This is a genomic window from Brevundimonas sp. FG8, from assembly GCF_057808845.1.
Genome location: NZ_JBMDIU010000005.1, coordinates 66,590 through 90,732 on the forward strand (window position 1 = coordinate 66,590; position 24,143 = coordinate 90,732).

Here is a 24,143-nt window from a genome sequence, read left to right on the forward strand (position 1 = left end):
GAGAGATGCCTAACGGACAATGACCGGACGGGAAGAACCGCCTTTTCGGGGGCGGCCTACTCGTCTCTCGGCATGACCGAGAAGCCCGCCAGACCGTCCTCGGAGGACAGGCGTTCGACGAGGCCGTCGATGTCGAGCGGCATGGAGCCCTTCACCTTCAGGTGATGCTCGTGCAGCTTGCCGTCCTGCGAGACGACGTGGCCGAGGCGGACGGCCTTCATGCCGGTGTCCCTCAGCAGGTTGCGGACGTGGGCCTCGCCCGGCGCGGCGTTGCGGCGCCATTTCAGCGTCACGTCCATCACCCCGATATGGGGCAGCTTCGCATCCGCCAGACGCAGGACCGCCAGCACCGCGAGGGTGGCGCACGCCGCGATCAGGGCCAGCGGCAACATGCCGACGCCGAACAGAACGCCGATGGCCGAGGTCACCCACAGGGACGCCGCCGTGGTCAGCCCATGAACCGAAAAACCCTCGCGGAAGATCACGCCCGCGCAGAGGAAACCGATGCCGGTCAGCAGGCCGTGCGACATGCGGGTGGGATCAATCACCACCGTCTGCCCCGGCAGGGCGGTGAAGGCCCAGGTCGACTGGTGCATCGCCGCCAGCATCAAGACGCAGCTGGTCAGGCAGACCAGAATATGGGTGCGAAAGCCCGCGGGGTGGCCGTGATAGGTGCGCTCGACCCCGATCAGTCCTCCGGCCGTCATGGCCGCGAGCACCGGCCAGACCAGATCCCAATTCATCAATGAAATTCGCTCCGCCAACTGACGAATCCCAAACCTAGTCCCGCTTGACCGGAGCGATCAAGCGGCGGTCAGTCGTCGCGCGGATCGAGCGAGTAGCCGACCACGCCCTCGATGCCACGCAGGCGGGCGCCGAGCGCCTTGAGCGCGGGCTCGCCGTCGATCCTGAAGCGGAAGCTGCGGCGCAGCTTCTGGCCGTCTTCGATCAGTTCGAACCGGTCGGCCTTGGCGGATCGCGGTAGGCCCGCCAGCGCGGCCTCGATCCGGTCCTCGGCCCCGACCGCGTCCCGGAGCCAGACGATCTCGGCGTCCACCACCGCCTGCTGAGGCAGGCGACGGCTGACCAGTCGCAGGGCGACGAGGATGAGCACGGTCAGCGTCGTCCCGACCACCCCCAGCAGGAACAGTCCCGCGCCGAAAAGCAGGCCGATGGCGGCGGTGATCCAGAGCGAGGCGGCGGTCGTCAGGCCATGGATCGAGAACCCCGCGCGGAAGATCACCCCGGCGCACAGGAAGCCGATACCGGTCAGGACGCCGTGCGCCAGACGGGCGGGATCGGCGATGACCTCCGCGCCCTGAATCGGCACGAAGCGCCACGCCGCCTGGGACACCGCCAGCTCCATCAGCAGGGCGGAAGCGAGGCAGACGAGGATGTGGGTCCGGAACCCCGCGGCCCGCCCGCGCCACTCCCGCTCGAAGCCGATCAGGCCGCCCGCCATGACGGCGGCGATCAGGGGAAGCGTGAAGCCGGGCAGGTCATTGAGGGTCATCCGCGAGCAACGGGAGCCGGGCGTGGCGGTTCCTGCGCGTCTACGTCGCCCCGACCGACGCCGGAGACACGGGCGGGGCCACGCGCTAGCGTGTCGTGCGACAGGGGAGACGGCGAATGATCGGGACCACAGGCAAGATGCTGGCCGCGCTGGCGGCGACGGCGCTTCTGGCGGGGAGTGTCGCGGCGCAGACCGACAATGCGCGCCCGGATCAGGCCGCCTTCCGCGACCTGTACCGCGAGCTGATCGAGACCAACACCACCCTGTCCGAGGGCAGTTGCACCCTGGCGTCCGAACGGATGGCGGCGCGACTGCTGGCGGCGGGCTATCCGGCGGCCGACGTGCGGGTTCTGGTTCCGTCCGAGCGGCCGAAGGACGGCAATCTGGCGGCGGTGCTGCGGGGCGACGATCCGACCGCCGCGCCGATCCTGTTGCTGGCGCACATCGACGTGGTCGAGGCCCGGCGCGAGGACTGGACGCGCGATCCCTTCACCCTCATCGAGGAAGACGGATATTTCCACGCCCGGGGCGCGCAGGACGACAAGGCGCAGGCGGCGATCTGGGTGGACACGCTGATCCGGCTGAAGGCCGAGGGCTTCACGCCGCGCCGGGACATCAAGATCGCCCTGACCTGCGGCGAGGAGACGTCGGACACCTTCAACGGCGTGTCCTGGCTGCTGGCCAACCACCGCGACGCGCTGGAGGCCGGGTTCGCCCTGAACGAGGGCGCGCGCGGACGGCTGGACGCGGCAGGGAACCGCGTGGCGCTGGAGATTCAGGCGGGCGAGAAAATCTATCATGACTATCGGCTGGAGATCACCAATCCCGGCGGCCACTCGTCCCGCCCCGTGTCGGATAACGCCATCTATCGCCTGTCGAACGCCCTGACGCGGCTGGAAGCCTTCACCTTCCCGACCGAGCCGAACGAGACGGTGAAGGCCTATTTCGCGGCGCTGGCCCCGACCAACCCCGCCCATGCCGCTGACATGCGCGCCATCGGCTCGGCGTCCGGGCGAGCGCGGGAAGCGGCGGCGCGACGATTGTCGGCGGCGGACCCGGCGTGGAACGCGGTGCTGCGCACCACCTGCGTGGCCACCATGGTCGATGCCGGACACGCGCCCAACGCCCTGCCCCAACGCGCGACGGCGAACGTGAACTGCCGCATCCTGCCCGGTCAGGATCCGCAGGCGATCCGCTCGCAGCTGGCGCGCGTTCTGGCCGATCCGGGGATCGCGGTGACCATCGCGGGCAACATCGACCCGACCTCGCCGCCCCCGCCGCTGAGCCCCGACATCCTCGAGCCGATCCGCGCGGCCGCCGCAGAGTTGTGGCCCGGCGTCCCGGTCATACCGTCGATGAGCCCCGGCGCCACGGACGGTCGGTTCACCAACGCGGCGGGCGTGCCGACCTATGGCGTCACCGGCCTGTTCGCCGACCCGGACGGCGGCGGAGTCCACGGCCTGAATGAACGCATCCGGGTCCGCTCGCTGTACGAAGGTCGGGACTTCCTGTTCACCCTCGTGAAAGCCTATGCCGGGCAGGCGCAATGAAGCCGGGAACCGGCGCCGTTTGAAACCTGAGCGCGCATTTTCCGTTGTGGGGAGGCAGGCATGGGGCCTGCGCCGAGCGACCCGCCGCCATGTCCGCCAGTCTTGATCGCCACATTCGCCCGGAGAATTTCACCGCCCTGAAGGCCGAGGTGATCCGCGCCGCCGTCGAGCTGTCCGACGAACAGCTGATGGAGCTGACCGACACCCTGCACAGCATGATCCGTCTGCGCCGTCCCGGCCGCCCGATCAGCGACGACGCCGGATGGATGGTGGAGGCTGAGTCCCAGTACTTGCCGTGAGGCCGGTCACTCCGGCATCACGAACCGGCTGGTGTAGGCGACGCGAGCGCCCGGCTGGATATCCTCAGTCACACGCGCGCGGCGGGTGGCGCGAAGAGCGGCGACCCCGAAGCCATACCCCGGCGGGTCCTCGCGCAGGATCACACAATCGCCGAGCCCCTGGTTGGACTGGACAACACAGCCAATCATCACCCGAGCCTTTCCACCGGGCACGCTGATGCCTTCGCGCGGATATTCGGGCATCGGCGAACGCTCCCAGCGCGGCGCTTCGACCGGCAAACGAACGGCGGCGGCTTCCTGATCAGGCACGATGTCCGGACTGGCCGGGCGCACCTCGATCAGGTCCTCACGCTTGACGACCTCCACCTCAGCTTGCGCGACAGGCCGCGGCGATTCCGCGTCCCCGTCGGCGTCGCCGAGGGGGAGGCGAAGGTTCGGGATCACCCACGCGATCACCACCCCGGCGGCGATCAGAAGGATGATCAGCATCCACGGCGGCCGCTTCGGCGTCTCGACCAGAGGCGTCGGGCGGCGACCGCCGTTCAGGTCCATCAGCCGGCGTACTTCGCCGCGTCCTCGTCCGAGATGTCCTCGTTCGAATAGACGTTCTGGACGTCATCCTCGGCGTCCAGCGCGTCGAGGAGCTTGAACAGGGTGCCGACAGCCTCGCCCGTGACCGGCACCTCCGACTGGGGCTTCCAGACGATGGCGGTGGACTTCGGGTCGCCCAGCACCTTCGACATGGCTTCGGCCACGTCGTTCAGGTCCTCGAAGGCGGTCCAGATGGTGTGACCCGGCGCGTCCTCATAGATGTCCGGCTTGACGAGATCGCTCTCGACGTCCTGGGCGCCGGCCTCGATGGCGGCCTCCATGACGGCGTCTTCGGTGCCCGCCTCGGCCGCGTAGACGATCTTGCCGACCTTGTCCCACATGAAGGCGACCGAGTTCATTTCGCCCAGCGCGCCGCCGTTCTTCTTGAAGGCGGTGCCGATGTTGGAGGCGGCGCGGTTGCGGTTGTCGGTCAGGGCCTCGACGATGATGCCGACGCCGCCGGGGCCACGACCTTCGTAGCGGACCTCTTCCATCGTATCGAGATCGCCCGACGAGGCCTTGTTGATGGCGCGGGCGATGACGTCCTTGGGCAGGCTTTCGGCCTTGGCGTTGTTCACCGCCAGACGCAGGCGCGGGTTCATGGCCGGGTCGGGCATGCCCGACTTGGCGGCGACGGTGATGTCGCGCGACAGCTTGGAGAACAGCTTGGAGCGCTGGGCGTCGGCGCGCCCCTTGCGATGCATGATGTTCTTGAACTTGGAATGGCCGGCCATGGGTAGGTCTCTTGGTTTTGGGCGCTATCACTCGCGGCGCGGCCGCTCGCTGCTTGAGCGCGAGGTCGCGATCCTGAAAGTCGGAGCCGCGATCTAGCCGATGGCGGGCGCGGTGTCACGATTCAGGAACCGGTAGAGCTTTACAGGCATTTGGAACGCAGCAGACGGAGCCCTGACATGACCGCAGAAGACGCCATCTACGCCGCCGAGGGCTATCACGACGAAGACCTGCACGAGGCCGATATCGTGGAATGGTACGAGACCCGCCCGGTCACCGTGTCCACCGCCGTCGCCACCGGCGCCGTCATCGGCGCCTTCGCGCTGGGCGTTCTGACCGCCGTGGGCGCGCTGGCGCTGATGGGCCGACTGGACGACTGAGCCCCTCGCGGGTTCAGGCTTTCAGGCTCTCCAGAAACCCGCGCATCTTCTCGTCGACGCTGACCGGCCGCTTGGTTTCGCGGTCGACATAGACGTGGACGAAATAGCCGACGGCGGCGGCGTCCTGTTCGTTGTTTCGGAACAGGGCGATCTCGTAGCGGACCGAGCTGGTGCCGACATGCGCCACCCGCACCCCCGCCTCGATCTCGTCCGGGAAGGCGGTGGGCGAGAAGTAGCGGCAGCCGGTCTCGGCCACCAGACCGATGGTCTGGCCGTTGTGGATGTCCAGCACCCCGTTGACCACCAGCAGCCGGTTCACCGCCGTGTCGAACCACGAGTAGTAGACGACGTTGTTCACGTGGCCATAGACGTCGTTGTCCATCCAGCGGGTCGAGATCTGCTGGAAGCGGCGATAGTCGCCGCGTTTCGTGCGTTCGATGGTGCCGGTCATTATCCCTCCAGTGAAGAGCGCTAACGCTCGGGACGCGGTCCCTCGCTGCTTGAGCGCATTGTTGCGCGCTAACGCTCGGGACGCGATCCCTCGCTGCTTGAGCGCATTGTTGCGCGCTAACGCTCGGGACGCGGTCCCTCGCTGCTTGAGCGCATTCGTTGGTCGTTTCCTCCGGGCGTCTCTGCGGACACCTCGGACGAACAGCGTTGGGCTTGGCGGACGCCGCGTCAAGCGCCTAGCGTCTTTGTTATGAGCACCCCGATCCAGACCCGCGCCGCCGTTCTTCGCGCCATGGGGGCCGCGCGGCCCTATGCCGACAGCCGACCGCTGGCCATCGAGACCGTGGCCCTGGACCCGCCGGCCGCCGGAGAGGTGCTGGTCGCCGTGAAGGCGGCGGGCCTGTGCCATTCGGACCTGAGCGTCATCAACGGCGACCGGCCCCGGCCCATGCCGATGGCGCTGGGCCATGAGGCGGCGGGCGTGGTCGAGGCGGTCGGCCCCGGCGTCGAGGATCTGGAGCCCGGCGACCATGTCGTGATGGTCTTCATGCCCAGTTGCGGCCATTGCGATCCCTGCGCCGGAGGCCGTCCGGCCCTGTGCGAACCGGGCGCGGCGGCCAACGGCAAGGGCGAACTGCTGGGCGGCGGAACCCGTCTGCATGGCCCCGAAGACGACCTGCATCACCACCTCGGCTGTTCGGCCTTCGCGGACCGGGCGGTGGTCTCGCGCCGGTCGCTGGTCAAGGTTCCGAAGGACCTGCCGTTCGAGCACGCGGCCCTGTTCGGCTGCGCGGTCCTGACCGGGGTGGGCGCGGTGGTGAACACGGCGCGGGTCCGGGCCGGACAGTCGGTGGCCGTGGTCGGTCTGGGCGGCGTCGGTCTGGCCTCCGTGCTGGGCGCGCTGGCCAGCGGCGCCAGCCCGGTGATCGCCGTGGACCTGTCGCAGGACAAGCTGGCGCTGGCCCGCTCCCTCGGCTCCGTCCTGACCGTCAACGCGGCGGACCCGGACGCCGTCGAGCAGGTGCGCGCCCTGACCGGCGGCGGGGCCGAGGTCGTGCTGGAGATGGCCGGATCGGTGCGCGCGCTGGAGGCCGCGTGGAAGATGACCCGGCGGGGCGGAACCACGGTCACCGCCGGCCTGCCGCCCCCCGAGGCGGCGCTGGCGGTCAATGTGGTCAATCTGGTCGCCGAGGAGCGGACCCTGAAGGGCAGCTATATCGGCACGGCCATCCCGTCGCGCGACATCCCGCGCTACATCAGGCTGTTCCGCGACGGCCGCCTGCCGGTGGACCGGCTGCTGACCGGGGTGGTCCGGCTGGAGGACATCAACGCCGCCTTCGACGCCCTGCACGCGGGCGAGGCGGTGCGCACGGTGGTGACCTTCGGCGACTGAGCGCCTAAACCTCGCTCCATGACCCAAGCCCCCCTTCGCCGCCTGATCGACCTGCCCGGCCTCGACGCCCTCGAGATGAAGGCGCTGATGAAGCCGTCCGTCGCCGACCCGGACAATCGCGACGACTATCCGGAGATCGCCGAGGCCGCGAAGGCCTGTTTCGGTCTGACCCCGGACGAGGCGGAGGCGGTCGCCCTGCCCGCCGACTGGGACAGCATCGAACGGCTGGACGGCTTTGACCTGATCGACGCCTTCGAGGCCGGGGGCTGGGACGTCACCGACAACAAGCGCAAGCCCCTGCGCATGATCCGCCACTGGGCCCTGCCGCTGGCGCTGGCCATGCGCGGCGTCGCCGGCGAACTGCCGTTCGCGCCCGAGCCGGGCCCGGATGAAGCGGGCGACGACTGGGGATCGAAGATGGCGGCCGAGGCGACGTGGTTCAGGAAGCGGTAGGACCGGCGCCGAACTCATGTTCGGCGAGGAACAGCAGGGGCGGCAGGATGTAGTCGCTGAGGCGGGGACGCCGCCCGGTGGCGAGGCTCCACTGGAACCACTGCTCACGTTCGCAAACGGGCTCGGCGCGCCGTCCGGCGATCCGGAGAAGACGTTGACGCTGGAGTTCTCGCAGGAAGGCGTCGGTGTGGCGGCGGCGGGACGGGCGGCGGGTTCGCATGGAATGTCTCCGGTTGGGGTGTCGGGCGTGGGAAACGCAGCGTCGCGCACAGCACGCGCCACCAGCCAACCCTCCCCCCTCGAGGGGGAGGGCTTTGGAATTGAGGCTCGTCCTCCACCGGTCTGACCCGGCGAGGGATGGGAAGGGCGCGGGACGCCGGGCCTCGCCCGGTGCTGTTTTGTAGATTTACCGTTTCGACGAGAGCGTCGTCCCGCGCGGCCGTTTTCCACACGTTCTCCGGCTGGCGGCCTTTGCATTAGGGCCTTGCCGGATCACCGCCGGGATCATTGCTGACCTCGACGCGGGGCGGACTTCGACCGTTCAGAGACGCCAGCGGTCCGCTTCCAACAGCGCGCGGCGAGCAAGCGGGCAGGATCCATCCCTGCCCTCGAGGGCCCCCGCACTCTCCTTCGCGCGGGCTTCATCGCTCGGCCACAGCCCGCCGTCGTCGAGAAGCGTGGATCCGACGCCCTCCCCATCGACGGGATGCGGGTATTGTGGAGGGTGCGCTTCCTATGGCGGGAGAATGACGCTGGGCCGGAAAATTGTGGAATGCGGTCAGCGGGTTGGCGCGGCGGATTGCGCGGGTTGGCGGGGAACTGCTGCGTATTCTTGGAGGATGGACGCGGCGGGATGCGGAGCTTGAAGAGCCACCTTAGCCGCTAGCGCCAAGGCCTGACACATGACTAACCTGTGGTAGGCGATCAGGCGCGATTCCTATCTTGGGTACGCAACTCGCCAGCAGGCGAGACAAGCGATGATCCAGTCCACCCTCGAAGCGATCATATCACTGCAGCAGCAGCACTCGCCTTCAGACACTCCCGCCATGAAGCGCCGCGGCTTTCTAATCCGTCAGGAGCTACCTACCGAAATCTCCGAGTGGCGAATTACGGTCGCGAGCGCCATGGATCCCTACGGCGATGACTTCGAAATCAAGGGCAGCGATGGAACGGGTCTAAAGGCTCTTGTCCCTTGGACCCGCCTCTATTCTCGTCGGATGTCGCCTGCGCCTACCTCTGGTTGGTATCTGGTCTACCTATTTCATCCCGATGCATCTGGCGTCTCACTATGTCTGAGCCACGGCTCGACCACACCAGAGGACGGAAACTTCAAAGGTATAAGCCGTACAGACGCAGCAGAGCTCGTGGGGTGGGCTAGGTCTGTCCTGCGCGATGAGTTCGCAGAAAATAGTGAAGTGTCGACCGGCGTATCTCTGGGCAAACAGAAACTCGCCGCAGCCTACGAGCGAACAACCATTTTCTCGAAATTCTATAGAGCGGGTGCCGTTCCATCAGATCGAAACCTCGTGGCCGATTTAGAACTGTTCGCCGCCGCTCTCAGTAAGCTCTATCGCGCGCAAACAGCAGGCGTTGTCCCCGGCACCACAAGCGCAGATGTTGTTGAGGTTCTCCAACTCGCCGAAGAGATTTCGGCTCCCTTTAAGCAACCATTGCGGGGACAGGGCTGGGGCCTTGACGCACCTTCTAGACGCGCCGTCGAGTTACGAGCAATGAAGCTCGCAGAGGAATGGCTTAGCAACCAAGGCTTCACCTTCACCGATGTGTCGCTCAGAGATAGTTGCGACTTCCGCGCTCAAAGAGCTGGTCAGGAGTGGGTTATCGAAGTCAAAGGAACGACTGGCGGTCCCAAAAGCGTTCTTTTGACCCGAAATGAGGTGGCGCTGCATCGGTCCGCGTACCCGCTGAATGCACTCCTCGTGGTGCACGGGGTTGTGCTCGGCAAGGACGGGGTAGCAACAGGCGGCACCCTAGTCGCATTCCATCCATGGCTTCTCGATGACAAGCACCTCGAAGCAACCAGCTACGAATACAAACTACAGTAAACTGGATTATTCGTGCGGCTCGAACCTGATGAGATCGTACTTCTCGGCGAACCACGCCACGAACACCTCAGGCGCCTCGCCAAATCGCCAATAGCGCAGCACATCCTCGGGCGACCAACCCGCGTCAGCGGAGTCGATGCACCAGTCGCGCTTCAGCACGGCGTTCACCTGCTCAAGCCAAGCGGCACAGTCGAGTGGAAGAATCTGATCCATGCCCCGAGCTTAGGCGCCATCCGGGCTGGGGCGCGACCATCCCCCGGTTGGAAATCTCACCCCGCTCCCCCTCTCCGGTAGAAACGCAAACAGGCCCGCAGCCCTTCGGCCACGCGCCTGTCTGTTGATCAGCACCCGCGACCGCCCGCTTGTCGCGGGCCGGCGGTCGCGGGGCCTCGGTCAGATCACCCTACGACAGCACCACGATGGTCACGCGGCGGTTCTGGGCGCGGCCTTCTTCGGTGTCGTTGGAGGCGACGGGGGATTCCTCGCCGTAGGAGATGGCCGACATGCGGTTCAGGGCGACGCCGCGGCGGCTGAGGTAGCGGCGGACGGCCTCGGCGCGGGCTTCGCCGAGCTGGTCGTTGTGACGTTCGTCACCAACGCTGTCGGTATAGCCCTGGATCTCGAGATAGACGTTGCGGTTCTCGGCGGCGAGGCGCTGGGCGAACTCGGCCAGACGGGACTCGGCCTCGGGCGACAGGGTGTTGCCGTCGGTCGGGAACTTCACCGAGTCATCCGACAGGACGACCTCGTACAGGAATTTGCCCTCGGCCAGCTTGTGGGCGGCGTTGGCGCGGGCGAGCGCCTCGCCGGCGGTGCCCTCGACCGTGGTCACGCGGGCGTCGACCACGGCGGTCTGCTCGCGCACGAAGCGGTGGCTGGCGCAGCCCGAAGCGGCGACGCCGAAGGCCAGGATGACGCCGACGGCGGCTGCCGTTCTGAATTGCGGTTTGATCAAGAGTCTCTCCATCAATGGTCCGGTGCGCCAATCCCGGTTGTCGCGCATGCCGCCCAGCACAGGGGGCCAAACGGCAAAAGTCGGCCAAGGTTGCATGAGACCAATGGAAGCTGCGCATAAACATGCCAGACGATGTTCTGTGAAGTTGAAAGGCTGAGCTTCGAAACAACTTTATGATCTTCGCCTTTTTGCTGACGCGAGACGCGGATCATCATGGCGCGTCGGGAACTGATCCAACACTGTTCCGGAGAACAGATGCGAGAGACCGGACGACCCGGGACGACAGGACGGAAGACCGCGCAACGGGTCGGCGCGACGGCGGGGGCGGTGCTGGCGCACCTGATCCTGCTGCCGCTGGCGCTGGCCACACGCGATGAGCCGGACGCCCCGCCCATGGCGACGGAGCCGGTGATCCTGCTGGAGATGGTGGCGCCGCCGCCTCCTCCGCCGCCCCCTCCGCCGCCAAGGGCGCCGACCAAGGCCCCCCCGCCGCCGGGCCCGAAGGCCGAGACGCCGACGCCCGGCCCGGCCGCGGCGCAACCGGCCCCGACGGTGCGTCCGCCCGCGACACGCCCGCCGCCACGCCTGCGCCCGGCCCGGCCGACGCCGAGGATGGAGCCGGTTCCCCTGCCCGCGACACGACCGCCGACCCCGCCCGAAATCGCCATGCCGACCATCGGGGACGCCCAGTTGGCCGGCGCCCTGACGGCCGGAGCGGGATCGGGCGGCGGGGGCGGCGGCGCGGGCGCGGGCGGCGGGGGTGGCGGCGGTTCGGGCGACGGGAGCGGCTGCGATCTGGTGCGGGACATCCAGAACGCCCTGCGCGACGACGCCGAGGTGCGCGCGGCGGTCAACGCGGCGCAGCGCGCCGCCGGATCGGGCCGCGCCCTGCTGGTCTGGGACGGCGACTGGCGCCAGACGCCGGGCCAGACGGGCAAGGGGCTGGCGGGCGTGCGTCAGGCCATCGCGCTGGAGGTGGCCTTCGCCCCGCAGGCCTGTCGCCGGGAGGCCATGCGCGGGATGGTGCTGCTGACGATGAGCGACGCGCCCGGCGCGGCGCGGGTGGCGCTGGGGACCGCCAGCTGGCGCTGGAGCGACCTGCTGCAACGGTGAAGCTGCCGTAAATCGGTCGCGGCGGGGTCGCGATGGGGACGCGAGCGCGGGTCAGAAGCCGCGCGGGCGTGTCGGCTCGCGTGGATGAACGGCGGACAACGGAAGGCTCAGCTTCCGTTGGGCGCGAACGTTGCACACCGCGACTGTCGAGGTTGCTCGACAGGACTGTGGGGCTGAACGTGAAAATCGCTATCCTTGCGGGCACCCGCCCGGAAGTCGTCAAAATGGCGCCCGTGCGCGCGGCGCTGGCCGCCACGCCGGGGCTGGAGCCGGTGTGGATCTCCACCGAGCAGCAGGGCGCGCTGAACGCCCAGGCGCTGGAGACCTTCGGCATCACGCCGGACATCCGGCTGGACCCGCCGTCGCCGGAACGGACGCTGGGCGGACGCTTCGCACAGATCATGGACCGGCTGGACGACGTGCTGGGCCGACTGGCGCCGCAGCTGGTGCTGGTCCAGGGCGACACCTCGACGACGGCGGCGGGCGCGATGGCGGGCTTCGCCCGGCGCATTCCGATCGGCCACGTCGAGGCCGGTCTGCGCACCTTCGATCTGGATCAGCCCTTCCCCGAGGAAGGCTGGCGCTGCGTGGTCGGCCAGCTGGCGGACCTGCATTTCGCCCCGACCGAGGCCGCGGTCCGGAACCTGCTGCGCGGGGGCGTGTCCCAGCACCGCATCCATATGACCGGAAACACCGGGATCGACGCCGTCCGGCTGTCGGGCGCCCGTGTGAGCCCGGTTCCGCTGACCGACGGCCGCCGGCTGGTGCTGGTGACCGTGCACCGGCGCGAGAACTGGGGTCCCGAATTGGAACAGGTGCTGGCCGCGCTGATCCTGCTGCGGGACAGGGTGTCCGATATCGAGATCGTTTTCGCCGCCCACGCCAACCCGGCGCTGCGCGGTCGCGTGGACGCCGCGCTGAAGGATCAGGACCGCATCCGCATCGTCGAGCCGCTGGACTACCTCGGCTTCCTGTCGCACCTGAAGAGCGCGACCCTGGTGCTGTCGGACTCGGGCGGCGTGCAGGAGGAAGGGCCGGTGCTGGGCGTGCCGGTGCTGGTGCTGCGCGAGACCACCGAACGGGCCGAGGCCGTCGAGGCCGGGGTCGCCCGCCTGATCGGCACACGCACCGAAGACGTGGTCGAGGCCGCGACGCAGCTGCTGACCGACGAGCCGGAGCGGATGCAGATGGTGCGCGCCGTCAGCCCGTTCGGCGACGGCTTCGCGGCCGGTCGCATCGCCGACGTCATCTCCGGCTGGAGCCCCGCCAAGCCGCTGGGCGGCGAACAGATCCGGGCGGCCGTCTGAGACATGTCCGCCACCATGGCCATCACCCTCGGGGCCTGGCTGACCACCCTGTCGGCGCACCTGCCGACGGGCGCGGACCTGTACGCCTTCGTGCTGGGCTACTGGGAGGTGCTGCGCTGGGCGGTGATGATCTCGGCCGTGCTGATCCTGATCAGCTCGCTGGACGACCTGTTCATCGACCTGGCCTACTGGTGGGGGCTGCTGGTGCGGTTCTGCACCTTCTGGGACCGGCCCGCGCCGCAACGCCTGCTGGAGCGCGAACCCGAGAAGCTGATCGCCATCATGGTGCCCGCCTGGCAGGAGTCAGACGTCATCGCCAGCATGGTGGCCAACACCAACAACACCTTCGACTACAGCCGCTACCACATCTTCGTGGGCGTCTATGCGAACGACGCGGACACCCGGCGCGAGGTCGAGAAGGTGCGCCAGCGCTTTCCCAATGTGCACCGCGCCGAGGTGCCGCATGACGGCCCGACGTCCAAGGCCGACTGCCTGAACTGGATCATCCAGAACATCCTTCTGTACGAGGAGAAGACCGGCCAGACGTTCGGCGCCTTCCTGATGCACGACGCCGAGGACGTGGTGCATCCGTTCGGGCTGAAGACGGTCAACTGGTTCGTCGATGAGGCGGCCATGATCCAGATGCCGGTCCTGTCGATGGACCGCAAATGGACCAGTCTCGTCGCCTGCCACTACATGGACGAGTTCGCCGAGTTCCACACCAAGGACCTGCCGGTGCGCTCGGCGCTGGCCCGGATGACGCCGTCGGCGGGGGTGGCCACGGCCTTCCACCGCAAGGCCATGATGGCGCTGGTCGAGGAGAAGGACGGCCAGCCGTTCAACACCGACAGCCTGACCGAGGACTATGACGTCGCCCACCGCCTGAGCGCGCTCGGCTATCCGTCGCAGTTCGTGCGCTATCACGCCCGCGTGCCGCGCCAGAGGAAGGCGTGGCTCCGCAAGGGGATGGTCGACATCAAGCGCCGCGAGCTGGTGGCGACCAGGGAGTTTTTCCCGCACAAATTCGCCTACAGCGTCCGGCAGAAGGCGCGCTGGACCCTGGGCATCTCGATCATGGGCTGGGCGCAGCTGGGCTGGTTCGGCGGGCTGGTGAACCGCTACTACCTGTTCCGCGACCGCAAGGCGCTGTTCACCGCCCCGGTCGGGATCTTCGGCTATGTGATCGTGGTCCAGCTGCTGGGCCTTCTGCTGGTCGAGATGATCTGGCCCGAGGCGGTGAACCTGCCGCCGGTGATCGACCGCCACTGGGTCTGGGTGGTCGTGACGATCAACTTCCTGTTCCTGGTCAACCGCATCCTGCACCGCGCCTGGTTCACGGGGATCAATCACGGTCTGAAGCATGTGCCGCTGACGCCGATCCGGATCGTGACCTCGAACCTGATCTCGTTCGGCGCCTTCTGGCGGGCGTCGCGCCAGTGGCTGAGCCATCTCATGACCGGCCGCCCGATCGCCTGGGACAAGACCCAGCACGCCTATCCGTCGCTGTCGGAGCTGCAGCAGGGTTCGGGCCGTCTGGGGGAGACGCTGCGGTTCTGGAACCACGTCAGCGAGGCCGATCTGACCCGCGCGCTGGAGGCGCAGAAGGACGGCTATCGTCCGCTGGGCCTGTTGCTGCTCGATCTGGCTGCGGTGGACGACGATCATCTGGCCGAGGCCTTCGCCGAGCGCGGCGAGACCTACGCCTCGATCTTCGACCCGTTCAAGATCGACCGGGATGTGCTGGCCCTGCTGACGCCGCAGGAGGCCGCGCGCTACGGCGCGGTGCCGCTGCGCCGGAACGGGACCGGGCTGGACGTGGCGCTGGCCGAGCCCCTGCCCGCCGACCAGCGGACGGCGCTGGAGCGGCGCTTCGGCCTGCAGGGCGTGCGCAGCGTCCGCTTCCTGTTCGCGCCGCTGAGCGACATCGCCTTCGCGATCCGGTTCGCCTGGGGCGAGGATCCCTTCTCCGGCGTGCGCGCACAGCTGGCGCGGATGCGGGCGGCGGGCCATCTGGACGCCTCGCGCGAAGCCATGCTGTGGCGCTCGGTGCGGGCCGGCTATGCGCGGCTGGGCGACATCCTGATCCGTCAGGGCCGCATCAGCCACGCCGACCTGCAAACGGCGCTGGCCGCGTCGCGCGCCGACGGCCGCTCGCTGGGCGAGACCCTGACGCGGCTGAACATGGTGTCGGCCGCCGACATCGAGGCGGCGCTGCAGGACCAGCGCAGCGCCCGCTGGCTGAACGAACATCTGGCCGAGGCGCTGAAGAGCGCGCCGGTCGATCCCCGTCATGAACCCGTCTGACCGCCGAGGCTTCGCCGTGAACCGCTCGCTCCTTCTCGCCTCCGTCGCCCTGGCCGCCTGCGGCGCCGCCGTGATGACGCCCGCCGTCGTTCAGGCCCAGACCGTGGCCGCTTCCGACAGCGGATACGCCGACGCCACCGCCGCCTATGCCGCGATGAGCGCGGGCCGCCCCGCCGATGCGGTCGCCCCGGCCCGCCGCGCGGTGGACGCCTCGCCCGAAAACCTGGAGTGGCGACTGCTGCTGGCCGACGCCCTGACCGGATCAGGCGATCAGGCCGGCGCGCTGGCCGCCCTGCAACCGGTGGCCGGCAGCTGGGACCATCGCGTCCAGAGCCGTCGCGCCGAGGCCGCGCGCCAGACCGGCGACCTGCAACAGGCGGCCGAGGCCTATGGACTGGCCGCGCCGTTGGCCCCGACCGCCGAGAGCCGGGCCTATCTGGCCCGGGCGCGGGCGCAGGCGCTGACGCAACTGGGCCGGACGGGCGAGGCGCGCACGACGCTGCGTGAGGCCGCCGCCAACGGCATCCTGCCGGGCGATGCGCCGCTGGACTTCGCCTATGCCGCCGTGGGCGCGCGCGACGACCGGCTGGCGGTGCAGGCCTTCGCCGCCGCCGACCGGGCCGAGCCGCTGAAGGGCGCGCTGGCGCTGGACGCCGCCTACGCCGCCCGCCGGGCGGGGCAGGACGCCGAGGCCATCACATGGCTGGAACAGGGGGCCCGCACCCTGCCCGCCGAGCAACTGACGCCGCAGCGCCGCCACGAGATCGGCCGCGAGCTGCAGACGCTGGAGGACCGCTGGGGCGGCGCGGCCACCGTCTCGACCGGCCCGGCCGCCAGCGCCACGACCCTGCTCAACAACGGCGGGGATCAGGTGACGCAGGTCGGCGGCGAGGTCTGGGCCCGCGTCGGCGGCGACAACAACGGGCGCCCGGTGCAGGTCTTCGCCCGCGCCTGGCAGACGCTGGACGCCGACACCGGCCCGACCGGCGGCGACACCACGCAGGGCTGGGTCGGCGTGCGCTGGAAGCCCTTCACCGAAACCAATCTGTCGCTCGAAGCCAGCCGCCTGATCGCCCTCGGCGACGCGGCGCGGGACGACACCATGCTGCGCGCCGCCTGGTCGGCGGATGTGGGCGGCGACCTGCGCTACGACCGCGACAGCTGGCCCTCGGCCCATGTCTATGTCGACGCCGCCCGCCTGATCGAGGACGAGCAGACCTATGTGGTCGCCGACGCCAACCTGGGCTGGACCTGGGTGGCGAGCGAAAGCCGCCGCGACACGGTCACCGCCGGGGTGGGCGTAAGGGCCGACTACGACAGCCTGCGCGCGGAAGAGTGGGCGGTCGCCGCCGGCCCCCGCGTCGCCTGGCGCCACTGGATGGGCGGCGACGACCTGCGCGCGCCGGGACGCTATCTGGATGTATCGCTGGGGTACTATGCGCCGATCGGCGACGGGCCGCGGGATGAGGGCGTGGTGGCAGCCCTCACCTTCGGGTTCTGATCAGCCGAACAGCTTGCCCAGCCAGCTCTTTTTCCGCGGCGGCGAAACAGGGCGGCCCGGCGCGATGATCACGATGCCGGCGCCTTCGGCCTCGCGAGGCGATTTCACCGTCATGTCCAGGGGGCGTCCCATGAGGTCGGCGCCGTCCACAGCTGCACTCAGCGCCCGCTGAATCTGTTCGCGATCCTCGCTGTTGGTGCGCACGTCCAGATACCAGGTCTGGCTCTGATCTTCGGGCCACAGCGCCAGCGCCAGCCAAGCCGCCTCGACATCACGAACGTCAGAAAAGGCAGTCTTGAGACGGGCGATGAGGTCGACCGGAGGCTCCGCCGGATGGCCGAGCATCAACCTGGTGTCTTTCTTTACCACGCGCTGGACCGGCAGCCCAAGCATGGTCGCCATTGCGTCCGGTTCCCAGACCACACCATAGGGCTGACCGGGATTGAGGATCGCGGGTCCTGTTCGGATGATGTCGAACAAAACCCGGCCCTGCAGCCCCATGTAGCCAACTTCGCCAAAGGCCTCATGTACCCGTTGCGGCGAGGTGAAAACCGCCGCCGCCTGCCGTCCATCGTTCAGCGGCACGTTCAGGAGCTTGACCGTCGTATCGACCGCCAGAACTCCGCTGCTTTCTCCCTCCGGCGCTTCGGGTGTGGCGAGAAAGAGGGTTTCGTCGAGGATGAACCGCTCGAAAGCCTTTTGCGCCTGCGCGTCGCCTTGGGCGGCGGCGAGCAACTGCTGTTCGACCATGTTGACGGGTTCAAAAGTCGACGGCTGGCTCATTCTCAATCCTCATCCATCTTCAACGCCGCGATGAAGGCTTCCTGCGGGATTTCGACCTTGCCGAACTGCCGCATGCGCTTCTTGCCTTCCTTCTGCTTCTCCAGAAGCTTCTTCTTCCGGGTGGCGTCGCCGCCGTAGCATTTGGAGGTCACGTCCTTGCGCAGGGCGCGGACGGTTTCGCGGGCGATGATCTTGCCGCCGATGGCGGCCTGGATCGGGATCTGGAACATGTGCGGAGGGATCAGCTCCTTCATCTTCTCGACCATGCCGCGGCCGCGGGTCTCGGCGCGGTTGCGGTGGACCAGCATGCTGAGGGCGTCGACCGGCTCGGCGTTCACGAGGATCGACATCTTCACCAGATCGCCGACCTTGTATTCGGTGATCTCGTAGTCGAACGAGGCGTAGCCCTTCGAGATCGACTTCAGGCGGTCGTAGAAATCGAAGACGACCTCGTTCAGCGGCAGTTCGTAGACGACCATGGCCCGGGTGCCGACCCAGGTCAGTTCCTTCTGCTCGCCGCGCCGATCCTGACACAGCTTGATCACGCCGCCGAGGTACTCCTCGGGCGTCAGGATGGTGGCTTTGATCCACGGCTCGGAGATGTCCATGATCTGCATGACGTCCGGCAGATCGGCCGGATTGTGCAGGTCCATGGTGCTGCCGTCGCGCAGGGCGATCTTGTAGACGACAGAGGGCGCCGTCGCGATGAGGTCGAGATTGAACTCGCGGCTCAGGCGCTCCTGGATGATCTCCAGATGCAGCAGGCCGAGGAAGCCGCAGCGGAAGCCGAAGCCCAGGGCGGCCGAGCTTTCCATCTCATAGGTGAAGGAGGCGTCGTTCAGGCGCAGGCGGGCGATGGCCGCGCGCAGGTCCTCGAAGTCGGCGGCGTCCACCGGGAACAGGCCGCAGAAGACCACCGACTGGACTTCCTTGAAGCCCCGCAGCGGTTCGGCGGTCGGCTTCTTCTCGTCAGTGATGGTGTCGCCGACGGCGGCGTGGGCGACTTCCTTGATCTGGGCGGTGATGAAGCCGACCTCACCCGGCCCCAGTTGATCGACCGGGGTGTTCTTGGGCAGGAAGACGCCGACGCGGTCGACCAGATGGGTCGAGCCGTTCTGCATGAATTTCACGCGCTGGCCGGCCCTGAGCACGCCGTCGAAGACGCGGACCAGCAGCACGACGCCGAGGTAGGGGTCGTACCAGGCGTCGACCAGCATGGCCTTCAGCGGGGCGTCGACGTCGCCTTTCGGAGCCGGCAGGCGGGTGACGATGGCTTCCAGAACATCCTCGATGCCGATGCCGGACTTGGCGCTGGCCATGACGGCGTCGGAGGCGTCGATGCCGATGACGTCCTCGATCTGGGCGCGGACCCGGTCGGGCTCGGCGGCCGGCAGGTCGATCTTGTTCAGGACCGGCACGATCTCGTGGTTGTTGTCGATGGCCTGATAGACGTTGGCCAGGGTCTGGGCCTCCACGCCCTGCGAGGCGTCGACGACCAGCAGCGAGCCTTCGCAGGCGGCCAGCGAGCGCGAGACCTCATAGGCGAAGTCGACGTGGCCCGGCGTGTCCATCAGGTTCAGGACGTAATCGAGCCCGTCCTTCGCCTTGTAGTTCAGGCGCACGGTCTGCGCCTTGATGGTGATGCCACGCTCTTTTTCGATGTCCATGTTGTCCAGCACCTGGGCGGACATTTCGCGCGCGGTCAGGCCGCCCGTGTACTGGATCAGGCGGTCGGAGAGCGTGGACTTGCCGTGGTCGATGTGGGCGACGACGGAGAAGTTGCGGATGCGTTCGATGGGGGTGGTCGGCATGGTCCGGCGCGCCTAGCACGGCAGGCGGAAAAGCGCCAACGGAACGGCGAAATGAACCGTCTCCGCCACTGATTTTGTTGCGGATTACGAACTTGTAAGGCGACGCTTTGTCAGTTTGCGGCGGGTCCGGGAAACGGTATTCAACGGCGGATGACAACCGGACGCCCGAACGGGCGTTGTTTCGCTGGATCGCGCCCCTCCCGCGCGATCGCCAAGGGGATGCCAAGTGTCGATCAAGTTTCAAGGCCGTCGGGCCGTCGCCGCTGCGCTGCTGACCGCCGCCCTGGTGGTCTCCGCCTGCGAGAAGAAGGAAGAGCCCGCGCCGCCGTCACGTCAGACCGTGACCGCCGCCACGGTGACGCAGGTCGCCCTGCCCCGCGCCGTAACCGCGTCGGGCAGCGTCTCGGCCTGGGAAGAGGTGCCGGTCGGCGCCGAGACCGGCGGACTGGTGGCCACGGGCGTGTTCGTGGATGAAGGCAGCTGGGTCCGTCAGGGCCAGCCTCTGGTTCAGCTGAATGACGCCCTGCTGCGCGCGCAGCTTCGCCAGCAGGAGGCCCAGGTGCAGACCGCCCGGGCCAACGCCGCCCGCGATGACGCCGCCCTGGCGCGTGCGCAGGAACTGAAGGAACGCGGCTTCCTGAGCCAGGCATCGCTGGATACGGCCCTGGCGAACCAGCGCTCGTCGCAGGCCAATCTGGCGGCCGCTCTCGCCGCCCTGTCGGAGACCCGCACCCGTCTGGACCAGAGCGTGATCCGCGCGCCCGTGGCGGGCCGGATCATCAGCCGCAGCGTGACCCGCGGCCAGATCGTCGGCGCCGGGACGGAGCTGTTCCGCATGGTGCGGGACGGCCGGCTGGAGCTGGACGCCCAGGTGCCGGAGACCGAACTGCCTCTGGTGGCCGCCGGCCAGACGGCGACCATCACCTCCGACCAGAGCGGAAGCACGACCGGGACGGTCCGCATCGTAACGCCGGAAGTCGACCCGCAGACCCGTCTGGGTGTGGCGCGCATCACCCTGGCCCCGAATTCCGCGCTGAAGCCGGGCAATTTCGCCCGCGCCACCATCAGCGTCGGCGCCGCCCCGGCCCTGATCATCCCCGCCTCGGCCGTCGTCTTCCGGGAGGGCCGCGCGGGCGTCTATGTGATTGGCCAGAATGACGCGGTGCGCTTCACCCTGGTGCAGACCGGCGCGCGCAGCGGCGACAACGTCGCCATCACCGGCGGCCTGCAGGCCGGGCAGCGGGTGGTTGTTTCGGGCGCCGGCTTCCTCGGCGACGGTGATCTGGTGACCATCGGACGTCCGACCCCGCCCCTGCCGACGGCCGGCCAGCAAGGGCGCTGAGGATGAACTTCAACAACATCTCGTCCTGGTCGATCCGGAACCCGATCCCGATCGTCCTGCTCTTTATCGTCCTGACGATCGCGGGGACGGCCAGCTACTTCAAACTGCGCACCAATAATTTTCCGGACGTCGATCTGCCGATCGTAGCGGTCACGGTCGTCCAGTCGGGCGCCGCGCCGACCGAGATGGAAACCCAAGTGACGCGGCTGGTGGAGGACTCGGTCGCGGGACTGGGGCAGGTGAAGCACATCACCTCGACCGTGAACGAGGGCGTCTCGACGACCTCGATTGAATTCCAGCTGGGTGTCGAGCTGGAGAAGGCCACCAATGACGTCCGCAATGCGGTCTCCGGCATTCGCCAGAACCTGCCCGCCGACGTGCAGGAGCCGATCGTCCAGCGCATCGAGTTCACCGCAATTCCGTTCGCCAACTATGTGGTGCGGGCGCCGGGCATGAGCCCGGAGGAGCTGAGCTGGTTCGTCGACAACACGGTGGCCAAACGGCTGCTGTCGGTTCGCGGCGTCAGTCAGGTCAGCCGCGACGGCGGCGTGACGCGGGAAATCCGCATCAAGCTGGACCCCGCCCGACTGGAGGCCGCCGGGGTGACGGCGGCCGCCGTGTCGATCCAGCTGCGCACCCAGAATATCAACCTGCCCGGCGGCCGCGGCGAACTGGCCGGCAGCGAACAGGCCATCCGCACCGTCGGCTCGGCCAAATCCGTGGAGGAACTGCGCAACACCCTGATCCCTGTCGGATCGCGCACCGTGCGGCTGAGCGAGCTGGGCGAGGTGACGGACGAATGGTCCGAGCAGAGGGGCCGCGCCCGCTTCAACGGGCAGGAAGTCGTCGGCTTCGGCATCTCGCGCGCCATCGGCTCGTCCGAGGTGGGCGTCTACAACGCGACAAAAGACGCCATCGAGGCCCTGGACGCTGAACGCGACGACGTCACCATGGAAGAGGTGGCCAACACCACCCAGGACGTCATCAACAATTTCCACGCCTCGGTCGAAGCCCTGGTTCTGGGCGCCCTGCTGGCTGTCGCGGTGGTGTTCGTCTTCTTGCGGGACTGGCGCGCGACCCTGATCGCCGCCGTGGCCATGCCGCTGAGCCTGATCCCGACCTTCTGGGTGATGGACCTGATGGGGCAATCCCTGAACGTGGTGTCGCTGCTGGCCCTGTCGCTGACCGTCGGCATCCTTGTCGACGACGCGATCGTGGAGATCGAGAACATCGTCCGGCACATCCGGGACGGGAAGGCGCCCTATCCGGCGGCCATCGAGGCGGCGGACGAAATCGGCCTGGCCGTCATGGCCACCACGGCGACGCTGGTGGCGGTGTTCGCGCCGACCGGCTTCATGCCGGGCATCGTCGGCCAGTTCTTCGTCAGCTTCGCCATCGCCGCCTGCGTGAGCGTGCTGTTCTCCCTGCTGGTGGCGCGAACCCTGACCCCCCTGATGGGCGCCTATCTGCTGAAGCGCGATCAGGGCAAGGAGCACAAGGATCCGGCCTGGATGGGCGCGTATCTGCGGGCTCTGGAGTGGTGCCTGGGCGACCGCGGCAAGACGGTCGCGGGCGAGGCTCCGGCGACGGAGCAACCGGTCCGGCGCAAGCCGCCGTTCCTGAAGCGGGTCCGCGCCCGCTTCTGCGATCACCGGCTGTGGGTGCTGGGGATGGGGGCCGTCTTCTTTATCGGCTCGCTGGGGCTGGCCGCCCTGCTGCCGAGCGAGTTCATCCCGGTGGAGGACCAGTCACGGTCGTCGCTGACGATCCAGCTGCCGCCCGGCACGACGCTGGACGAAACCGACGCCGCCGTTCAGCGGATCAACACCGCGCTGATGAAACTGCCGGAAGTGAAGTCGGTCTATTCGTCCATCGGCTCGGCGACGGTCAGTTTCGGGCCCGGCGGGGGCGGCAGCGCGGGCGAGGTTCGCAAGGCCAGCCTGACGGTCAATCTGGTCCCCCGGTCGGACCGCAGCATCAGCCAGCAGCAGTTCGAACGGAATTTCGGCCCGACCCTGCGCGCCATTCCCGGCGCCCGCAGCCAGTTCGGCGCCGCCGGCGCCGGCGGATCGGGCCTGATCGCCATCGCCCTGGTCAGCGACGATCCCGTCGCGCTGGAGCAGGCCTCGGCCAACGTCGAGCGCGGCATGCGGGACATCAAGGGCGTGGCCAACGTCATCTCGTCGTCGGCTCTGGTGCGTCCTGAAATCCTGATCACGCCCAAGGCCGATATCGCGGCCCTGCAAGGCGTCTCCACGCAGGACATCAGCCAGGTGGCGCGAGTCGCCACCCTGGGCGACGCCGACCAGCTGCTGCCCAAGTTCAATCTGGGCGACAGGCAGGTTCCGATCCGGGTGATGCTGGCCGAGGAATCGCGCACCGACCTCGCGGTTCTGGAGAATCTGAAGGTGCCGACCGCCTCGGGCGGGGTCGTGCCCCTGTCCGCCGTGGCCGACATCGGCTTCGGGGCGGGCCCCAACCAGATCGATCGTCTTGACCGTCGCCGGGTGGCCAACATCACCGCCGAGATCAGCGGCACGACGTTCAGCGAGGCCACCAAGGCCATCGACGAGCTGCCGGCGATGAAGAACCTGCCCGCGGGCGTTGAGCAGCAACTGACCGGCGACGCCGAAAGCAACGCCGAACTGGGCGCGGGCTTCGCCTTCGCCATCGTGACGGGCATCCTGTTGATGTACGTGGTGCTGGTGCTGCTGTTCGGCAGCTTCTTCCACCCGATCACCATTCTGGCGGCCCTGCCGGTGTCGTTCGGCGGCGCCTTCTTCGCCCTGCTGGTCACCGGCAAGTCGATGTCCATGCCCGCCCTGATCGGCATCATCATGCTGACCGGGATCGCGGCCAAGAACTCGATCCTGCTGGTCGACTACGCGATCATGGCGATGCGTCAGGGGATGACCAAGCGTGAGGCCCTGATCGACGCGGCGCACAAGCGGGCGCGGCCGATCATCATGACCACCTTCGCCATGGGTCTGGGGATGCTGCCGATCGCGGCGGCGCTGGGCGAAGGCACGGCCTTCCGCTCGCCGATGGCCATCGCGGTGATCGGCGGTCTGATCACCTCGACCGCGCTGAGCCTGCTGTTCGTACCGGTGGTGTTCAGCCTGATCGACGGGGTGAAGACCCGGCTGGAGAAGCGCATGGACAGGATGTTCCATGCCCAGCGCGGTCATGAGCAGACGCTCGCGCCGGAGACCGGTGCGGACGCGGACGCCGGCGCGACGACGCCGGACGACCGCTGGTGATCAGACGATGATGATGCGCGACGGCGGCGGGTAGCACCACCGCCGTCGCGGTCAGCCGTGCGCCGAATGCGAACGGCGCGTCTGATGGACGAGATAATCGCCATACTCGCCTCTCGCTTCGAAGACGGCCGGCGAGACGCCGTCGGGGTGGAGCTCGAGCGCAAGCGCCGTCAGCCGCCCTGCCCGAACGTCCCATGCCGGACCGGCGCCCATCGAACGATAAGCGCGCCGACGCCCGCGCGCCGCCCTCCCGCGGTTCGCGCCAGCTGACCCGCCCCCTTTCAGGCCCCAAAACAAAACCGGCCGGGGTCGCCCCCGGCCGGTTCCACGTTTCGCCGATGGC

22 protein-coding genes are annotated in these 24,143 nt (G+C 68.3%); 12 read left to right on the plus strand and 10 right to left on the minus strand.

The features are described 5' to 3' along the window. Window positions 1-56 precede the first annotated feature (56 nt). Entirely contained in the window at window positions 57-743 is a 687-nt protein-coding gene (locus ACODRV_RS10590; RefSeq protein WP_141627674.1) for an MgtC/SapB family protein, read from the minus strand. Between the two features lie 71 nt (window positions 744-814). After that, window positions 815-1,513, minus strand: a complete 699-nt coding sequence (locus ACODRV_RS10595; RefSeq protein WP_488908296.1) for an MgtC/SapB family protein — start codon at window positions 1,511-1,513, stop codon at window positions 815-817. A 116-nt stretch (window positions 1,514-1,629) separates the two neighbouring features. On the opposite strand from ACODRV_RS10595, the gene ACODRV_RS10600 reads away from it, so the two are divergent. After that, window positions 1,630-3,063, plus strand: a complete 1,434-nt coding sequence (locus tag ACODRV_RS10600; RefSeq protein WP_488908297.1) for a M20/M25/M40 family metallo-hydrolase — start codon at window positions 1,630-1,632, stop codon at window positions 3,061-3,063. Between the two features lie 89 nt (window positions 3,064-3,152). Further along, entirely contained in the window at window positions 3,153-3,362 is a 210-nt protein-coding gene (locus ACODRV_RS10605; RefSeq protein WP_141627677.1) for a hypothetical protein, read from the plus strand. 6 nt (window positions 3,363-3,368) lie between these two features. Here the strand turns inward: ACODRV_RS10605 and ACODRV_RS10610 are convergent, their stop codons facing one another. After that, window positions 3,369-3,914: a hypothetical protein gene (locus ACODRV_RS10610; protein ID WP_488908298.1), complete on the minus strand. Its 546-nt coding sequence runs from the start codon at window positions 3,912-3,914 to the stop codon at window positions 3,369-3,371. Next, window positions 3,914-4,687 (minus strand): YebC/PmpR family DNA-binding transcriptional regulator, encoded by a 774-nt coding sequence (locus ACODRV_RS10615; protein WP_141627679.1) that lies wholly within the window; start codon window positions 4,685-4,687, stop codon window positions 3,914-3,916. The genes ACODRV_RS10610 and ACODRV_RS10615 overlap by 1 nt, the downstream gene beginning before the upstream one ends. A 177-nt stretch (window positions 4,688-4,864) precedes the next feature. Between ACODRV_RS10615 and ACODRV_RS10620 the strand changes: the two genes are divergently transcribed. Then, window positions 4,865-5,065: a hypothetical protein gene (locus ACODRV_RS10620; RefSeq protein WP_141627680.1), complete on the plus strand. Its 201-nt coding sequence runs from the start codon at window positions 4,865-4,867 to the stop codon at window positions 5,063-5,065. A gap of 13 nt (window positions 5,066-5,078) precedes the next feature. On the opposite strand, the gene ACODRV_RS10625 is transcribed toward ACODRV_RS10620, so the two are convergent. Further along, complete coding sequence (locus ACODRV_RS10625) at window positions 5,079-5,516, minus strand: acyl-CoA thioesterase (protein ID WP_141627681.1); 438 nt, start codon at window positions 5,514-5,516, stop codon at window positions 5,079-5,081. A 249-nt stretch (window positions 5,517-5,765) separates the two neighbouring features. Between ACODRV_RS10625 and ACODRV_RS10630 the strand changes: the two genes are divergently transcribed. Then, a complete protein-coding gene (locus ACODRV_RS10630) occupies window positions 5,766-6,908 on the plus strand; it encodes a zinc-dependent alcohol dehydrogenase family protein (protein WP_488908299.1) in 1,143 nt (380 codons plus the stop codon). 18 nt (window positions 6,909-6,926) lie between these two features. Then, window positions 6,927-7,361 (plus strand): hypothetical protein, encoded by a 435-nt coding sequence (locus ACODRV_RS10635; protein ID WP_488908300.1) that lies wholly within the window; start codon window positions 6,927-6,929, stop codon window positions 7,359-7,361. Here ACODRV_RS10635 and ACODRV_RS10640 read toward each other — a convergent pair. Continuing rightward, on the minus strand, window positions 7,348-7,581 hold the full coding sequence (locus ACODRV_RS10640; RefSeq protein ID WP_141627685.1) for a hypothetical protein: 234 nt from the start codon (window positions 7,579-7,581) through the stop codon (window positions 7,348-7,350). The genes ACODRV_RS10635 and ACODRV_RS10640 overlap by 14 nt on opposite strands. A 757-nt stretch (window positions 7,582-8,338) precedes the next feature. Between ACODRV_RS10640 and ACODRV_RS10645 the strand changes: the two genes are divergently transcribed. Beyond that, window positions 8,339-9,424: an MrcB family domain-containing protein gene (locus ACODRV_RS10645; protein WP_488908301.1), complete on the plus strand. Its 1,086-nt coding sequence runs from the start codon at window positions 8,339-8,341 to the stop codon at window positions 9,422-9,424. Between the two features lie 6 nt (window positions 9,425-9,430). On the opposite strand, the gene ACODRV_RS10650 is transcribed toward ACODRV_RS10645, so the two are convergent. Further along, on the minus strand, window positions 9,431-9,637 hold the full coding sequence (locus ACODRV_RS10650; protein ID WP_141627686.1) for a hypothetical protein: 207 nt from the start codon (window positions 9,635-9,637) through the stop codon (window positions 9,431-9,433). A gap of 190 nt (window positions 9,638-9,827) precedes the next feature. Further along, window positions 9,828-10,379: an OmpA family protein gene (locus ACODRV_RS10655; RefSeq protein WP_141627687.1), complete on the minus strand. Its 552-nt coding sequence runs from the start codon at window positions 10,377-10,379 to the stop codon at window positions 9,828-9,830. A 255-nt stretch (window positions 10,380-10,634) separates the two neighbouring features. Here ACODRV_RS10655 and ACODRV_RS10660 point away from each other — a divergent pair, with 255 nt between their 5' ends. From ACODRV_RS10660 to ACODRV_RS10675, 4 genes are all read left to right on the plus strand, one after another. Then, complete coding sequence (locus ACODRV_RS10660) at window positions 10,635-11,492, plus strand: hypothetical protein (RefSeq protein ID WP_488908302.1); 858 nt, start codon at window positions 10,635-10,637, stop codon at window positions 11,490-11,492. A gap of 179 nt (window positions 11,493-11,671) precedes the next feature. Beyond that, window positions 11,672-12,799 carry a non-hydrolyzing UDP-N-acetylglucosamine 2-epimerase gene (wecB, locus tag ACODRV_RS10665; RefSeq protein ID WP_488908303.1) on the plus strand — a complete coding sequence of 376 codons (1,128 nt, stop codon included), beginning with the start codon at window positions 11,672-11,674 and terminating at the stop codon, window positions 12,797-12,799. 3 nt (window positions 12,800-12,802) lie between these two features. After that, window positions 12,803-15,103, plus strand: a complete 2,301-nt coding sequence (locus ACODRV_RS10670) for a glycosyl transferase family protein (RefSeq protein WP_488908304.1) — start codon at window positions 12,803-12,805, stop codon at window positions 15,101-15,103. After that, complete coding sequence (locus tag ACODRV_RS10675; RefSeq protein WP_488908305.1) at window positions 15,090-16,604, plus strand: NfrA family protein; 1,515 nt, start codon at window positions 15,090-15,092, stop codon at window positions 16,602-16,604. Before ACODRV_RS10670 ends, ACODRV_RS10675 begins: the two co-directional genes overlap by 14 nt. Here the strand turns inward: ACODRV_RS10675 and ACODRV_RS10680 are convergent, their stop codons facing one another. Both ACODRV_RS10680 and lepA read right to left on the minus strand, forming a co-directional pair. Next, window positions 16,605-17,387, minus strand: coding sequence for an enhanced serine sensitivity protein SseB C-terminal domain-containing protein (locus ACODRV_RS10680; RefSeq protein WP_488908306.1), 783 nt, complete (start codon window positions 17,385-17,387; stop codon window positions 16,605-16,607). Between the two features lie 2 nt (window positions 17,388-17,389). Then, window positions 17,390-19,198, minus strand: coding sequence for a translation elongation factor 4 (gene lepA, locus ACODRV_RS10685; RefSeq protein WP_141627694.1), 1,809 nt, complete (start codon window positions 19,196-19,198; stop codon window positions 17,390-17,392). Window positions 19,199-19,424: 226 nt separating this feature from the next. Between lepA and ACODRV_RS10690 the strand changes: the two genes are divergently transcribed. Beyond that, the gene (locus ACODRV_RS10690) at window positions 19,425-20,540 is read left to right on the plus strand and encodes an efflux RND transporter periplasmic adaptor subunit (RefSeq protein WP_240811659.1); all 1,116 of its coding nucleotides are present in this window, start codon (window positions 19,425-19,427) and stop codon (window positions 20,538-20,540) included. Between the two features lie 2 nt (window positions 20,541-20,542). After that, window positions 20,543-23,800: an efflux RND transporter permease subunit gene (locus tag ACODRV_RS10695; RefSeq protein WP_488908307.1), complete on the plus strand. Its 3,258-nt coding sequence runs from the start codon at window positions 20,543-20,545 to the stop codon at window positions 23,798-23,800. Window positions 23,801-24,143 lie beyond the last annotated feature (343 nt).